Origin of the sequence: Mesorhizobium sp. B3-1-7 (assembly GCF_006439385.1) — a bacterium.
GTDB lineage: Bacteria > Pseudomonadota > Alphaproteobacteria > Rhizobiales > Rhizobiaceae > Mesorhizobium.
This window is the reverse complement of sequence record NZ_VFTL01000001.1, coordinates 306,857-320,821: the sequence shown is the minus strand read 5'-3', so window position 1 is coordinate 320,821 and position 13,965 is coordinate 306,857. Positions and strand designations below refer to the sequence as shown.

The following is a 13,965-nucleotide window of genomic DNA, read 5'->3' as shown; positions in this document are numbered from 1 at the left end:
TATGAAAAACGCTGGTCTTATGCGGAATAGCGCTGGAAAATCAGCGTTGCGTTGGTGCCGCCGAAACCGAATGAGTTGGACAGGACGGTGTCGATCCTCGCGTCGTCGATACGCTTGCGCACGATCGGCATCCCCTCGAATTCCGGATCGAGCTCCTCGATATGGGCGCTCTCGCCGATGAAACCGCCCTGCATCATCAGGATCGAATAGATCGATTCCTGCACGCCGGCCGCCCCCAGCGAATGGCCGGTGAGCGACTTGGTCGAGGTGATGTAAGGCATCTTGTCGCCGAACACCTCGCGAATGGCGCCCATTTCCTTGGAATCGCCGACCGGCGTCGAGGTGCCGTGGGTGTTGATGTAGTCGACCGGCGAAGACACCGTGGCAAGCGCCTGGCGCATGCAGCGCATGGCGCCTTCCCCCGAAGGGGCAACCATGTCGTAGCCGTCGGAAGTCGCGCCGTAGCCGACGATCTCGGCATAGATCTTGGCGCCGCGCGCCCTGGCATGTTCCAGCTCTTCCAGCACCAGCACGCCGGCGCCGCCGGCAATGACGAAGCCGTCGCGGTTGACGTCATAGGCGCGGGAAGCGGTCGATGCGTTGTCGTTGAACTTCGACGACATGGCGCCCATGGCGTCGAACAGGTCCGACATGGTCCAGTCGAGATCCTCATGGCCGCCGGCGAACATCACGTCCTGCTTGCCCCACTGGATCAGCTCATACGCATTGCCGATGCAGTGCGCCGAGGTCGAGCAGGCCGACGAGATCGAATAATTGACGCCGTGGATCTTGAACCATGTGGCCAGGGTGGCCGACGCCGTCGACGACATGGCCTTCGGCACGGCGAACGGGCCGATGCGCTTGGGGCTGTTGTTCTTGAGCGTGGTTTCGGCCGCTTCGACGATGGTGCGGGTCGACGGCCCGCCGGAACCCATCACGATGCCGGTCCGCTCATTGGTGACGTCGCCTTCGCTTAAGCCGGCATCAGCGATCGCCTGGTCCATGGCGACGTGGTTCCAGGCAGCGCCTTGGCTCAGGAAGCGCATGGCGCGGCGGTCGATCATCGGAGTGGGATCGAGCGTCGGCGCGCCCCAGACCTGGCAGCGGAAGCCGTGTTCGGCGAAGGAATTGGAAAAGCTGATGCCTGATTTGGCATCGTAAAGCGAGCTCTGCACCTCATTGGCATTGTTACCGATCGACGACACAATGCCGAGCCCTGTCACTACGACCCGTCTCATTCGCAACTCCTTCCCGCGTATTCGGGCGAAAGACCTAGCCGGTTTTCCCCTTGATCATACGCAAATAAACTGACGTGGCGTCCATTGGCTATGCGGGCGCCGTGGCGGAAAACGGTCAGGCGGCCGGCTGCTTGGACAGGCCGACCTTCAGATCCGTAGCCGCATATATGGGTTCGCCATCCGCCTTGAGCCAGCCATCGGCGATGCCGAGCACCAGGCGGCCGCGCATCACGCGCTTGAAGTCGATGCCATATTCGACCTTCTTCACCGACGGCGTCACCATGCCCTTGAACTTCACCTCGCCGGTCGAAAGCGCCATGCCCTTGCCCGGTTCGCCCAGCCAGCCGAGATAGAAGCCGGTCAACTGCCACATGGCGTCGAGGCCGAGGCAGCCCGGCATGATCGGGTTGCCGATGAAATGGCAGGCGAAGAACCACAGATCCGGCTTGATGTCGAACTCGGCCCGGATGAAGCCCTTGTCGAAAGCGCCGCCGGTCTCGCTGATCTCGGTTATGCGGTCGAACATCAGCATCGGTGGGTAGGGCAGCTGGGCATTGCCCGGCCCGAACAGGTCGCCGCGGGCGCAGGCGAGCAGTTCTTCGTAATCGTAGCTGGACTTTTGACCCGCCATCAAGTTTCTGTCCCCGTGTTCTTCGCGGGCGGCAGGGCGCCCTTGTCGTTGGTTTCCTAACACACTCTGTTTGCGGCCGGAAACCGGCGTTTGCGCTTAACCCGTGCGCCTGCCCGGGTCAATGCGCGCTATTGATCGCATTCGGACTACAGAATATATGTCGGCTGATGTCCGGTTTTGGCTTTTGACGTCTTTTTGCCATGCTGGACCTGTTGATGGGCTGGGCAACAAAGCTTCGACGTGAAGATGGATTCGGGCTATCGGAAGGAAAATGTCGCTGTGGACAAGCGGGTTCGCGAAGCCGGCCTGAGGCCGACGCGTCAGCGCATTGCGCTGGCCGACCTGCTGTTCGCCAAGGGCGACCGCCACCTTTCCGCCGAGGAACTGCACGAAGAGGCGATTGCCGCCGGCGTGCCGGTTTCACTGGCGACGGTTTACAACGCGCTCCACCAATTCACCCAGGCCGGCCTGTTGCGCATCCTGGCGGTCGAAGGCTCGAAAACCTATTTCGACACCAACACCTCCGACCATCATCACTTCTACGTCGAGGGCGAGAACCGGATTTTCGACATCGAGAGCGGACCGGTCACCGTCTCCAACCTGCCGGCGCCGCCGGAAGGCATGGAGATCGCCAATGTCGACATCGTGGTGAGACTGCGTCCCAAACGCTGCGATTGATCCCGTGGCGATGCGGCCCGTCGACCTGATTGTCCGGTTTGAATGGGTCGCCGTCGCCGCGTTGGCTATCGTTTGCTACGCAATGTCCGGCTTTTCCTGGTGGCTGTTTGCGCTGCTCATCCTTGCGCCGGACCTGTCGATGCTGGGCTACCTCGCCGGGCCAAGCGTCGGCGCCGTCATCTACAACGCCTTGCATATCCTGATTGCCCCGCTCGCCCTTCTGCTTGCGGGCGCGTTGCTCGCCGGCCCGATCACGACCGCCGTGGCGCTCATCTGGATCGCGCACGTCGCCATCGACCGTGCCCTCGGCTACGGCCTCAAGCTGCCTACCGGTTTTCAGGATACGCATCTCGGCCGCATCGGCCGCGAGCGCCCTGGCGCGGCCCAATAGGGGAGTGCCGAGATTCAGGTCAGGCCGAGCCGAGAACGGTGGGCTCCGAGAACCGGAGCGGAGCGTACTAAAAGTACGTGAGCACCGGAAGCGCAGGAGACCGCCGTTCGCAGGCCGGCATCACCTGAATATCGGCACGCCCTAGTTCTTGACCTTCTCGCCCGGATAAGCGCCCCACACCTGCGACTGGGCCATCCAGCCGGTATGGCCGTCGAAGGTCATCTCGCACCATTGGCCGTCGCATTTCTTGATCGAGCCGATCACGCCCGGCTCGATGATGGCGACGACACCGGCATCCTTGTCGGGCTCGTTGAGCAGGTTGATTCGCCCGCCCTTGCCGCGCTGCCAGGGCGCGACGATGGCGGTGCGGCGGCCCGAGAGCAGCGACTGGTTGATCCAGCCTTCCGAGCCGTCGGCATCGCGCACGCGGCGCCAGGTGTCGAATTCCTGGATGACTTCCATCGGCAGGCCGGCCTTCAGATACATCCAGTTGACGGAATAATTGGCGCCGGGCCCGACGCGCGAGTTGACGCGGGCCGGCTTCAGGCTGACGAAGCGCGGCAGCGGCAGGCCGCTTGGGCCGAGCGTTATGGTCTGCGCGGGAGCGGCGGCACTCTGGGCGAACGCCTGCGGCGCGCAAAGCAGGGCGCCAAGAAGGGCTGCGCTGAAGGCCAGGCGAAGCGACGCGAAACCAGACACTTTCGTTCCTTTCGGCGCCGGCCCGTCGGGACGGGCGCCCCTTTTTCTTTGTCTTCGGCGGCACCGCTTGTTACAGGAGTGGGCTGGTGCCGCGATTGGCTGCAAGTTTCGCCGGTCTTGGTTAAAGAGGTCTCAACGAGATCGGTTTCGAGGAAGCTTCGGGGATAAAATGGCAGGCAAAAAACGGCCCCTCGTCGTCATCACGCGCAAGCTGCCCGACCCGGTCGAAACGCGCATGCGCGAGCTGTTCGACGCGCGCTTGAATGTCGAGGACCGGCCGATGACGCAGCCGGAGCTGGTCGCGGCGGTCAAGGAAGCCGATGTGCTGGTCCCCACCATCACCGACCATATCGATGCCGCGCTGATCGCCCAGGCCGGCGAAAACCTCAAGCTGATCGCGAATTTCGGCAATGGCGTCGACAAGATCGACGTCGCGGCGGCGGCCAAGAAAGGCATCACCGTCACCAACACGCCGAACGTGCTGACCGAAGACACCGCCGACATGACCATGGCCCTGATGCTCGCCGTGCCACGCAGGCTGGCCGAGGGCGCCAATGTACTGACCGGCGAGAAGAAATGGGCCGGCTGGTCGCCGACCTGGATGCTCGGCCGGCGCATCTGGGGCAAACGTCTCGGCATCGTCGGCATGGGCCGCATCGGTACGGCCGTCGCCAGGCGGGCCAAGGCCTTCGGCCTCTCGATCCACTACCACAACCGGCACCGCGTGCTGCCGGCGGTCGAGGAGGAACTGGAGGCGACCTACTGGGAAAGCCTCGACCAGATGCTGGCCCGCATGGACATCATCTCCGTCAATTGCCCGTCTACGCCGGCGACGTTCCACCTGCTGTCGGGTCGTCGCCTCGCGCTGATGCAGCCTTCGGCCTACCTCGTCAACACCGCGCGCGGCGATATCATCGACGAGGAATCGCTGGTCAAGCTCATCCATGACGGCAAGATCGCCGGTGCCGGCCTCGACGTCTACGAGCACGAGCCGGCGCTGAACACCAAGCTCATGAAGCTTGCCGCCAAGGGCAAGGTGGTGCTTTTGCCGCACATGGGCTCGGCCACGCTCGAGGGCCGCATCGACATGGGCGAGAAGGTGATCATCAACATCCGCGCCTTCTTCGACGGCCACCGTCCGCCGGATCGTGTCCTGCCGCTGAGGACCTGAAAAGGTTTAAACGGCGGTCACTGCGCCGTCCGAAGCGACCGTGACGGTGGCTCCGCGGTAGCTGTCGAACGTGCCGCGTTCGAGGCGCACCGCCATCGGCGTTGCCCAGCCCATTTCCCGGGCGACGATCAGGCCGAGCAGCAGGATGGCGTCCGGCTCCTGCAGCACCAGGGCGGCCGGCGCTCGGCCGTTGTGGACGAGCTCCATCAGCACCGCCGAAGCGGATGACGAGCCGATCGTGCCCGGCAGGAACAGCACCCGGCCGGCAATGACTTCGCCATGCTGCGGGTGGCGGACATCGGCGATGCGGCCTGTCTTCGGATCGACGCCGCCCCAAAAGCTGATCGGCGCCGTCAGCACCAGCGCGTCGCCTTCGCCCGCCTTGCCCGGTACGAGGATTTCGGCTGCTGTGCTCATGCGGCGATCTCCGTGAAGACCGGCTTGCCCAGGACCGCGCTTTCGACGCAGTCGGCAAGCGAGGCGTAGAGCACCGCGTAGCCGGTGTTGCCCGGCGCGTAATGCGCGAACTTGCCCGAATTGGTCATCAAAACGCCGTTGCCGAGCTCCGGCATGATCGGCGTCACCACCACGCAGGTGTCGGCGACGATGACGACGCCGCTGGCTTCAAGCTGCTTCCGCCAGCCATTCTGCTCCAGCAGGGCAAGCGCATGGCGGCCGGTGCAGGCATAGATCGGCACGGCAAGCTTGCGTCCTGCGATCAGTCGCTCCAGGCTGTCGAACTCGGCGTGCGACAGATGCGGGCTGCCGATCGCCACCGCGTCGATGGTTTTTGGCGCTGCCACGGTCGACAGGCCGGCGCGCGCCTGCGCCACCATGTCGGGCGTCACGCGGATCACCGCTTCCGGTTCCGGCCCGGCCAGGATGGTTTCGACGTCGGGTGCCTCGGGCGTCACGCCGGCAATGTGGAACAGGCCGACCGCGCCGGACGAGGCTGCCGCCGCGCCGAAGGCCTTCAACGCGTCCTCGTCGGGATGACCGGTCACGCCTCTGACGACACCGATCGCATTGCCCACTTCGCGGCCATAGAGGCTGCCCAGCACCGGCCATGCGATCTCCGAGGCGAGGAAGGATGGCGACAGGCTCGAGACATCGAAGACAAGCCGCGCCCGGCGGTTATCAGGCCGGTGCAGGCCATAATCCGGCGCGCGGCCGACAATGGCGCAGGCGATATCCAGAAAATCGCCGTAGCGGTTGGTGCGCGCGCCCAGCACCGAATTGCAGAAGACGACCGCGTTGGACTCACCCCAGGCGACGTCGCTGCCGAGCGCGGGCCTGTGTCCGGCCTGGTAGGGGGCGCAGGTCCAGCTCTGCTCGCAGCCGAGCTTGCGATAGGCCTCCATCATCCGCCGCGCCATGCCACGCCGCGGCTCTTCGAGGCGGATGCGCGAGCAACCCATCAGGTCGAGCGCCCCGACATTGAGCGTCGAGCGTACCGCGACCTTCGCGCCGCCTTCGACCAGCCGCTCGGCGAACAAGGTACCGGAATCGCCGTGGTAAAGCGCCCCGTCGATATGGGTGGAAGCGATCGGGATGAGCCGCGGCGCGCCGAGCAGGCGGGCGCTTTCGGCGACGATGCGCATCGCAATTGCCGCGCCATCCTGGCCGGCGGCGATCGCCTGTTCTTGCGGGCTAAGTGCGAGGCTCAAGACAGCACCTTGCGCATGGTGACGGAGGTTGGCCTGTCATAGCCCGCATGCGCCGTGCGCGCGGTCTCGCCAAAGCCGAGCCGGGCGAAGGCCGCATGGTTTGCGGTCAATTCGATACGGGTCTGAAGCTCGATCGCGTCCTTGCCGCGCTTGCGGGCAAGATCCTCGACCGCCCGCATCAGCCGGGTTCCGATGCCTTGGCCCTGAAGCCGTGGCTCGACGGCGAGCTTGCCGACATAGAAATCTTGCGGCCGTTCCAGCGCGAAGACGCACCCGAGGATGCGGCCGTTCTCGACGGCCAGGAACCCCGTCTCCCGCTTCGCCTTCTCGCCAAGCGCCTTGGCGGTCAAAAGATACGCCGATGACGGCGGGTCGATGACGCCGTCCATATAGGCAAAAGCGCGCCGGATCAGCGCGAGCAAGTCGCCCCATTGGTCGAAATCCGCGGCAAGGCGAATTATGGAGATGCCGACGATCTGGTCCATGCTTACGCGGCCTTGTAGCGGATGGTGTCGAAGCGGGCCGTGAGGCCGTCATAGAGCAGCAGCCGGCCGATGAGCGGCTCGCCTATGCCGGTGATCAGCTTGATCGCCTCCATCGCCTCCAGCGTGCCGATGACGCCCGTCAGCGCGCCGACGATGCCGGCGACGGCGCAGGATGGCACCAGTCCTTCGGGCGGCGCTTCCGGGAACAGGTCGCGATAGCTCGGATTGCGCTTGCCGTCGGCGCCGGCCTCGAACGGCTTCAGCACCGTCACCGAGCCGTCGAAGCGGCCGACGGCCGCGGTGACGAGGGGCTTCTTCTCGCTGGCGCAGGCATCGGCGACCGCGTAGCGCGTTTCGAAATTGTCGGAGCCGTCGACGACGACATCGTAGCGGGCGACGAGAGCAGGGGCATTCTCCTCCGTCAGCCTCAGGCGATGCGATTCCACCGTGACGTTGGGGTTGATGCGCATGATCGCTTCCCGCGCGCTGTCGGTCTTGGCCATGCCGATCATGTCGCTTCCATGGATCACCTGCCGTTGCAGGTTGGACAAGGAGACCGTGTCGTCATCGACGATGCCGAGCGTGCCGACACCGGCGGCGGCAAGATATTCGAGCACCGGCGCGCCGAGCCCGCCGGCGCCGATCACCAGCACCCGGGCCCGTTTCAGCTTCTGCTGGCCGGGGCCGCCGATCTCGGGCAGCACGATGTGGCGGGCGTAGCGTTCGAGCTCTTCGTCGGTCAGCGCGGCATTGGTCATCGTCGAACCATATCGCCGGCGCAGAGCCTTGTCATGTACGGGCAAGGCGAAGCCTTGTCCCGCAGCGCAAGCCGAAGCCGGGTTCTTCAAGAGATCACCCGGTCACGCCGACGCTGCCGTGATCGACCGTCAGGAACTGCGCTCTGCCCTCAAGGCTGGAAAACAGAGCGGCATCCGTGCCTGTCATGAAGGTCTGGCAATTCAACTCCTCCAGGATGGAGAACAGCGCCGCGCGCCGGCCCGCGTCGAGATGCGCGGCGATCTCGTCCAGGAGAAGGATTGGCGTCAAGCCTGACATCTCGCCGGTCAGCCTGGCATGCGACAGCACGATGCCGACCAGCAGCGCCTTCTGCTCGCCGGTCGAACAGAGCTCTGCCGGCATCGATTTCGGCCGATGCCGGACCACGAGATCGGAACGATGCGGGCCGTCCAGCGTGCGGCCGGCGGCGCGGTCGCGCTCCCGGCCATTGGCAAGCGCGCGGCGGAAGTGCTCCTCGACATCGACGGCCGGCGCGACGGCGACCTCGCTCTCCAGATCACCGGCAAGGCTGATGTCGGCCTGTGGAAACGGCCCGCTGCCAGGCAACCTGTCGATCATGGCGGCAAGCAGACGCACCAGCTCGGCCCGCGCCGCGGCGATCGCCACCCCCGTCTCGGCCATCTGCGTCTCGATCGCGTCGAACCAGGCACCATCGCGGGAACCTTCGGTAAGCAAGCGGTTACGGCTGCGCATGGCCTTTTCATAGTCGAGCGCGCGCTGGCCGTGGCCTGGGTCGATCGCCAGCACCAACCGGTCGAGGAAGCGGCGGCGGTCCGCCGCCGGTCCAGGGAACAGCCCGTCCATCGCCGGCGTCAGCCACACGACCCGCAGCCATTCCAGCATATCCTCGGCCGATCGCGCCGGCGCGCCATTGATCCGCACCTTCCTGCCGCCTTCACCGGCGGCGTCGCCGCCGGAAATTCCGGTGCCGATCTCCACCTGTCCCTCGGGTCCCTCGATGCGAGCATGCAAGGCGAAGCCGCCGTCGCCGCCTTCGCGCGCCACATCGCCATAGGGCGCGCGACGCAGGCCGCGGCCCGGCGTCAGGAACGAGATCGCTTCCAGGAGATTGGTCTTGCCGGCGCCATTGTCGCCCGACAGCACCACCGCGCCGGGCGCAAGTTCAAGCGAGAGCGCTGCGTAGTTACGGAAATTTGTAAGTGATAGCTTACTTAAATAGCTCTGTTGCCGAAGCTGTTTCGCATCCGCGGTCACGACGACATATATGTCCGTGCCGAACCTAGACCCGCATCGGCATCAGCACGTAGAGCGCCGTTTCGTCGGCCATGTCGTGGATCAGCGTCGGCGAACCGGCATCGGCCAGCATGAACTTGGCTTCCGAGCCGGTGAGCTGGGCCGCGACGTCGAGCAGGTATTTAGCGTTGAAGCCGATCTCGATCGGGTCCGACGAATAGTCGGCCGCCAGTTCCTCGGTGGCGCTGCCCGAATCCGGATTGTTGACCGCGAGCGTCACCTGGCCCTCGTTGATCGAAAGCTTCACCGCCCGGCCGCGTTCGGAGGAAATGGTCGAAACGCGGTCTACCGCCGCGGCGAAGCTCTGCCGGTCGATGATCAGCTTCTTGTCGTTGCCGGTCGGAATGACTCGCTGATAGTCGGGGAAGGTGCCGTCGATCAGCTTCGAGGTCAAAACGACGCTGCCGATGGTGAAGCGGATCTTGGTGTCCGACAGCTCCGTGGTCACAGCCACGTCGGGGTCGTCGACCAGCTTCTGCAGCTCGCTCACCGTCTTGCGCGGAATGATGATGCCGGGCATGCCTTCGGAGCCTGCGGGCGCGTCGATCTCGGCCCGCGCCAGGCGATGCCCATCGGTCGCCACCGAGCGCAGTTTCAATTTGCCGCCCACCTCATGCGTGTGCAGGAAGATGCCGTTGAGATAATAGCGCGTCTCTTCGGTGGAGATGGCGAATTGGGTCTTGTCGATCAGGCCCTTGAGCGCCGCCGATTCCAGCCGGAAGATATGCGAGAATGAACCGGCCGAAAGCTCCGGGAAATCGGATTGCGGCAGGCACTGCAGACGGAAGCTCGAACGACCGGAGGTGACGGTCATCGCGTTGCCGTCCTCGTCCGTCTTCAGCATCACCTCGGCGCCGTCGGAAAGCTTGCGCACGATGTCGTAGAGCAGATGCGCCGGCACCGTCGTTGCGCCGCCGCGCTCGACCTTGGCGGGCGTCGCTTCCGTCACCTCAAGGTCGAGGTCGGTGGCCTTCATCTCGAGGCTGGCGCCCTCGGCGCTGAGCAGCACGTTGGACAGGATCGGTATGGTGTTGCGCCGCTCGACCACGCGGTGGACGTGGTTGAGGGACTTCAAGAGATTTGACCGTTCCAGGATAACACGCATGACGAAACAGGCTCGCTTCAATGAATGAACGGGTCACCGGCAGGCGGCATCCCGCGAAAGCCCTGAAAGGCTTTCAGAATCTGTGTAAGCTGACAGTAAAAAGCCTGCGAACGCAAGCCCGCGGCACCGGTTCCGGCCGGCAGCGCGGGCTTTCTGGGGATAAAGCCGGCGAAGCGCGTCGCCGATTATTTCTGAGCCCCTTCAGGCCTGGTCGTTGATCAGCCTTCTGAGCAGTTCGAGTTCCTGCGCCAACGTGTTGTCCCCGCCCGAAAGGTCCTCGATCTTGCGCACGGCATGCAGCACGGTCGTGTGGTCGCGGCCGCCGAAGCGGCGCCCGATCTCCGGCAATGAGCGCGGCGTCATCACTTTCGACAGATACATCGCCACCTGCCTCGGCTTGACGATGGTGCGCGTGCGCCGGCTGGACAGAAGCTCCGTCTTCGACACGTTGTAGTGGCGCGCCACGATGCGCTGGATGTCCTCGATGCGCACCCGCTTCGGCTCGCCGGAGCGGTAGATGTGGCCGAGAATCTCGTCGATGCGGTCGATGGTGATCTGCGGCTCGAAGGACTGGCGGAACAGAAGCTGGTTGAAGGCGCCTTCGAGCTCGCGCCCGCTGCCGGTCACCGTGCGCGCGACATGCTCCAGGATCTCGTCCGAGATGTCGAGCGAGGTGTCGTCGGTCTTGGTGGTGGCGCGGCGCAGTTTCAGCATGCCGAGCCGCATCGCGAAATCCGGCGCCGACATTTCCAGCGCCACGCCGCCATTGAGGCGCGAACGCACGCGCGGCTCCAGCGATTCCAGTTCCGAGGGCGGCCGGTCGGCCGCGACCACCACCTGCTTGGCGCTGTCGAGCAGCATGTTGATGAGGTGGCAGAATTCGTGCTGGATCGACTTGCCCTGCAGGAACTGCATGTCGTCGATGATCAAGAGATCGATGTCGCGCAGTTGCTCCTTCAGGGTCAGCGCGTTGTTGTCGCGGATCGCGGTGGCGAAGCGCCACATGAAATATTCCGCCGTCAGATAGACGACGCGCGACTTCGGGTTGTGCCGCAGCGATTCAGCGGCGATCGCTTGCAGGAGGTGCGTCTTGCCGAGCCCGACGGTCGCATGCAGGAAAAGCGGGTTGAAGCGCACCGCGCTCGACTGCGATTCCGCCACCGCCCTGGCCGCGGCGAAGGCCACCCTGTTCGACGGCCCTTCGATGAAGGAGGCAAACGTGTAACGCGGGTCAAGCGGCGACCCCAGCACATTGTGGCGGAACTCCGGTTCCGCGGACGCGCCCTGGCGGGGCGCCGGCGCCCGTTGTTCCACGCGCCCGGCGCTCGCGGTGCCGTTGGCGAGCGCGGTATGCGTTTGCTTGGTCATCTTGCGCGCCGGCGCGATTTCCGGCTCGACAGGGTTGCGCCCCTGCCGCGTCGCGGTGCGCACGACGATCTCGATCTTGAGGATGTCCGGATCCTCATGCCGCCACAGCTCCGCGATAAGCTCGAGATAATGGCCGTTGATCCAGGACCTCAGGAAGGCCGTAGGCACCGAGATGCGGATAATGCCGCGGGAGGCCTCGGCGACCTTCATGCGACCGAACCAGCTCGAATAGACCTCGGCCCCAAGACGCGCCTTCAGCTGGGTCTTGACCCGTTCGAACTTCTGTTCCGCGTCGCTGGATGCCGCCACGTCGCCTCCTCCGACAAAAGTTGCTGGAAATGGAAGCTCGCCCGCTAGCTCCCTCTCGATGCCGCTTTGCATGATCAAAGTTCCTTGTCTTCTCGTACCCTTTTCCACCGGGGATGCGCCTCCTGCATCCTTGGTCCGGCGACCTCATTTCGCCGCGATGCCGCTGCCGCCGCAGGCAACGATCGTCGCAACTCGCGCAAGGAACCAGCTGCCGGCTCCGCACGCCGGCCTCCGACAACGACAAGGCAATACATCACCCTCCGGCGAAAACGCCGGCGAGACATCGACTGCCATGTACAATTACGCCAGTCCCCTACCCGCACCGAAGAGACAAACCAAGCCGCACGCGGAATTGCTCCACGTCATGAATTCTGCCATTTTGTGCTGGCCGATTCAGGCTGGGTCAGGGGCTACAGCCCGTCCCTTCGATGGATGGACATTACCGAAATCGCTGTGGATAGGGCAAGGCCACATCTAACGGTTTTTTAACGAATCTGGTTACCAGACGGGGCTTGAAATCGGGTGCTGCGACGGCACATTTTGACAAAGCCATTGTGATTCAAACCCTTTTCCGGCGAATATGAAAAAGGCCGCCCGAAACGAAATATTCTGAAATAATTCTCTTGACAGCTACTTCTCCCCCGCCGCTCGATCTTGAGTTGAACAAGCTGTGGATGACCGGCTGTAAGCCTTTGAAAAAACTACAGATTTTTTGCCAGGCAAATTTGGGCAGTTGCCGCGGGGAGGGCGTGCCGGTATCAGCGGCGTTGAATATGCCGGCAAAACATTACTGGCATTGGAATCGCGTCGCAAGCGTTGCTTGCGAGCAATTTTTTTAAGTACTTGCCGGCAAACGAAAAAACCCGGCCTGTGCGACCGGGTTCAACATCGATTGATTAAGGATTAAGTCGGTCAGGCCGACAGCGTCTTGACCCGCTGGGCAAGCCGCGAAACCTTGCGGGAAGCTGTGTTCTTATGGACGACGCCCTTGGTGGCGGCGCGCATCAATTCCGGCTCCGCCGCCTTGAAGGCTGCCACCGCCGCGGCCTTGTCGCCGGCGGCCAGCGCCTCTTCGACCTGGCGCACATAGGTGCGGACACGCGAGCGACGGTTCTTGTTGACCGCCGCGCGGCGGGCGATCTTGCGCGTTGCCTTTTTGGCCGAAGACGTATTGGCCATGATGCCTCTCTTCCGATCTGGTGGGCGCCAGCGGGGTGCCGCAGGGCGCAAAAAACAAACGGGCAGCCACAGGGCCGCCTCGGTTGGTGCGGCTTATAGTTCAGCTTTTCCGGCGCGTCAACGCCACTTGGCGGTCTTTTTGGAGACTGAAAGCGCATCACGCCATGACCCGACTTCAGTCATTCGGCAACGTGCCCTAGCGGTTGGTGAAATTCGGCTTCCGCTTCTCGACGAAGGCGGCCATGCCCTCCTTCTGATCATCGAGCGCGAACAGCGAATGGAACAGGCGCCGCTCGAAGCGCAGCCCTTCGGCAAGTGTCGTCTCGTAGGCGCGGTTGACGGCCTCCTTGGTCATCATGACCGACGGCAGCGAGAACTCGGCGATCTTGGCCGCCGCCTTCAGCGCCTCGTCGAGCAGTTCGGCGACCGGCACCACGCGCGATACCAGCCCGCTGCGCTCGGCTTCGGCCGCGTCCATCATCCGCCCGGTCAGGCACATGTCCATCGCCTTCGACTTGCCGACGAAGCGGGTCAGCCGCTGCGATCCGCCCATGCCCGGCATGACGCCGAGCGTGATTTCGGGCTGGCCGAACTTGGCGTTGTCGCCGGCGATGATGAAGTCGCACATCATGGCCAATTCGCAGCCGCCGCCGAGCGCATAGCCCGCAACCGCCGCGATGATTGGCTTGCGCGTGCGCGTGAATTCCTCCCAGCCGACGAAGAAGTCCTGCGTGTAGGCGTCGGCGAAGGATATCGCCTGCATTTCCTTGATGTCGGCGCCGGCGGCAAACGCCTTTTCCGAGCCGGTAAGCACCATCGCGCCGATCCCGGGATCGGCATTGAACGCGCTCGCCGCCGCCACGACCTCTGCAAGGACTTGCGAATTCAGCGCATTGAGCGCCTTGGACCGGTTCAGCGTGATCAGCCCGACCTTGCCGCGTGTCTCGACGATAATGGTTTCATAGGCCATGGTTCGCTTCCTTCCGCGGCAG

15 protein-coding genes are annotated in these 13,965 nt (G+C 64.2%); 3 read left to right on the top strand and 12 right to left on the bottom strand.

Annotated elements, in window-relative coordinates; all coding sequences use genetic code 11:
• Positions 1 to 17: 17 nt before the first annotated feature.
• Both fabB and fabA read right to left on the bottom strand, forming a co-directional pair.
• Positions 18 to 1,238 (bottom strand): beta-ketoacyl-ACP synthase I, encoded by a 1,221-nt coding sequence (gene fabB / locus FJ417_RS01470; RefSeq protein WP_140656249.1) that lies wholly within the window; start codon positions 1,236 to 1,238, stop codon positions 18 to 20.
• Positions 1,239 to 1,353: 115 nt separating this feature from the next.
• The gene (gene fabA / locus FJ417_RS01465; RefSeq protein WP_095765952.1) at positions 1,354 to 1,869 is read right to left on the bottom strand and encodes a 3-hydroxyacyl-[acyl-carrier-protein] dehydratase FabA; all 516 of its coding nucleotides are present in this window, start codon (positions 1,867 to 1,869) and stop codon (positions 1,354 to 1,356) included.
• Positions 1,870 to 2,115: 246 nt separating this feature from the next.
• Between fabA and irrA the strand changes: the two genes are divergently transcribed.
• Positions 2,116 to 2,547, top strand: a complete 432-nt coding sequence (gene irrA / locus FJ417_RS01460; RefSeq protein ID WP_140645394.1) for an iron response transcriptional regulator IrrA — start codon at positions 2,116 to 2,118, stop codon at positions 2,545 to 2,547.
• Between the two features lie 10 nt (positions 2,548 to 2,557).
• On the top strand, positions 2,558 to 2,938 hold the full coding sequence (locus FJ417_RS01455) for a DUF4260 domain-containing protein (protein WP_140782265.1): 381 nt from the start codon (positions 2,558 to 2,560) through the stop codon (positions 2,936 to 2,938).
• Between the two features lie 141 nt (positions 2,939 to 3,079).
• On the opposite strand, the gene FJ417_RS01450 is transcribed toward FJ417_RS01455, so the two are convergent.
• Complete coding sequence (locus tag FJ417_RS01450) at positions 3,080 to 3,637, bottom strand: SH3 domain-containing protein (RefSeq protein ID WP_140645326.1); 558 nt, start codon at positions 3,635 to 3,637, stop codon at positions 3,080 to 3,082.
• Between the two features lie 169 nt (positions 3,638 to 3,806).
• On the opposite strand from FJ417_RS01450, the gene FJ417_RS01445 reads away from it, so the two are divergent.
• The gene (locus tag FJ417_RS01445; RefSeq protein WP_140645325.1) at positions 3,807 to 4,808 is read left to right on the top strand and encodes a D-glycerate dehydrogenase; all 1,002 of its coding nucleotides are present in this window, start codon (positions 3,807 to 3,809) and stop codon (positions 4,806 to 4,808) included.
• A 6-nt stretch (positions 4,809 to 4,814) separates the two neighbouring features.
• Here the strand turns inward: FJ417_RS01445 and FJ417_RS01440 are convergent, their stop codons facing one another.
• The 9 genes from FJ417_RS01440 to FJ417_RS01400 all read right to left on the bottom strand — a co-directional run bounded on the left by FJ417_RS01440 (position 4,815) and on the right by FJ417_RS01400 (position 13,943).
• Complete coding sequence (locus FJ417_RS01440; RefSeq protein ID WP_140782208.1) at positions 4,815 to 5,225, bottom strand: DUF126 domain-containing protein; 411 nt, start codon at positions 5,223 to 5,225, stop codon at positions 4,815 to 4,817.
• Complete coding sequence (locus FJ417_RS01435) at positions 5,222 to 6,475, bottom strand: aconitase X catalytic domain-containing protein (RefSeq protein ID WP_140782207.1); 1,254 nt, start codon at positions 6,473 to 6,475, stop codon at positions 5,222 to 5,224. Before FJ417_RS01435 ends, FJ417_RS01440 begins: the two co-directional genes overlap by 4 nt.
• A complete protein-coding gene (locus tag FJ417_RS01430; RefSeq protein WP_140656258.1) occupies positions 6,472 to 6,960 on the bottom strand; it encodes a GNAT family N-acetyltransferase in 489 nt (162 codons plus the stop codon). Before FJ417_RS01430 ends, FJ417_RS01435 begins: the two co-directional genes overlap by 4 nt.
• Before the next feature lie 2 nt (positions 6,961 to 6,962).
• Positions 6,963 to 7,718 carry a molybdopterin-synthase adenylyltransferase MoeB gene (locus FJ417_RS01425; RefSeq protein ID WP_140782264.1) on the bottom strand — a complete coding sequence of 252 codons (756 nt, stop codon included), beginning with the start codon at positions 7,716 to 7,718 and terminating at the stop codon, positions 6,963 to 6,965.
• 94 nt (positions 7,719 to 7,812) lie between these two features.
• Complete coding sequence (gene recF, locus FJ417_RS01420; RefSeq protein ID WP_140782206.1) at positions 7,813 to 8,973, bottom strand: DNA replication/repair protein RecF; 1,161 nt, start codon at positions 8,971 to 8,973, stop codon at positions 7,813 to 7,815.
• 25 nt (positions 8,974 to 8,998) lie between these two features.
• Positions 8,999 to 10,117: a DNA polymerase III subunit beta gene (gene dnaN, locus FJ417_RS01415; RefSeq protein WP_140645319.1), complete on the bottom strand. Its 1,119-nt coding sequence runs from the start codon at positions 10,115 to 10,117 to the stop codon at positions 8,999 to 9,001.
• Positions 10,118 to 10,318: 201 nt separating this feature from the next.
• Positions 10,319 to 11,866 (bottom strand): chromosomal replication initiator protein DnaA, encoded by a 1,548-nt coding sequence (gene dnaA, locus FJ417_RS01410; RefSeq protein ID WP_140782205.1) that lies wholly within the window; start codon positions 11,864 to 11,866, stop codon positions 10,319 to 10,321.
• 840 nt (positions 11,867 to 12,706) lie between these two features.
• Positions 12,707 to 12,973 (bottom strand): 30S ribosomal protein S20, encoded by a 267-nt coding sequence (gene rpsT, locus FJ417_RS01405; protein ID WP_140645317.1) that lies wholly within the window; start codon positions 12,971 to 12,973, stop codon positions 12,707 to 12,709.
• 196 nt (positions 12,974 to 13,169) lie between these two features.
• Positions 13,170 to 13,943: an enoyl-CoA hydratase gene (locus FJ417_RS01400; RefSeq protein ID WP_140782204.1), complete on the bottom strand. Its 774-nt coding sequence runs from the start codon at positions 13,941 to 13,943 to the stop codon at positions 13,170 to 13,172.
• Between the last annotated feature and the right edge of the window lie 22 nt (positions 13,944 to 13,965).

Coding starts and splice junctions, on each gene's coding strand:
- fabA (WP_095765952.1), bottom strand. CDS start 1,869: ATGGCGGGTCAAAAGTCCAGCTACGATTACGAAGAACTGCTCGCCTGC.
- FJ417_RS01445 (WP_140645325.1), top strand. CDS start 3,807: ATGGCAGGCAAAAAACGGCCCCTCGTCGTCATCACGCGCAAGCTGCCC.
- FJ417_RS01440 (WP_140782208.1), bottom strand. CDS start 5,225: ATGAGCACAGCAGCCGAAATCCTCGTACCGGGCAAGGCGGGCGAAGGC.
- fabB (WP_140656249.1), bottom strand. CDS start 1,238: ATGAGACGGGTCGTAGTGACAGGGCTCGGCATTGTGTCGTCGATCGGT.
- dnaN (WP_140645319.1), bottom strand. CDS start 10,117: ATGCGTGTTATCCTGGAACGGTCAAATCTCTTGAAGTCCCTCAACCAC.
- rpsT (WP_140645317.1), bottom strand. CDS start 12,973: ATGGCCAATACGTCTTCGGCCAAAAAGGCAACGCGCAAGATCGCCCGC.
- irrA (WP_140645394.1), top strand. CDS start 2,116: ATGGATTCGGGCTATCGGAAGGAAAATGTCGCTGTGGACAAGCGGGTT.
- FJ417_RS01425 (WP_140782264.1), bottom strand. CDS start 7,718: ATGACCAATGCCGCGCTGACCGACGAAGAGCTCGAACGCTACGCCCGC.
- dnaA (WP_140782205.1), bottom strand. CDS start 11,866: ATGCAAAGCGGCATCGAGAGGGAGCTAGCGGGCGAGCTTCCATTTCCA.
- FJ417_RS01400 (WP_140782204.1), bottom strand. CDS start 13,943: ATGGCCTATGAAACCATTATCGTCGAGACACGCGGCAAGGTCGGGCTG.
- FJ417_RS01455 (WP_140782265.1), top strand. CDS start 2,558: ATGCGGCCCGTCGACCTGATTGTCCGGTTTGAATGGGTCGCCGTCGCC.
- FJ417_RS01430 (WP_140656258.1), bottom strand. CDS start 6,960: ATGGACCAGATCGTCGGCATCTCCATAATTCGCCTTGCCGCGGATTTC.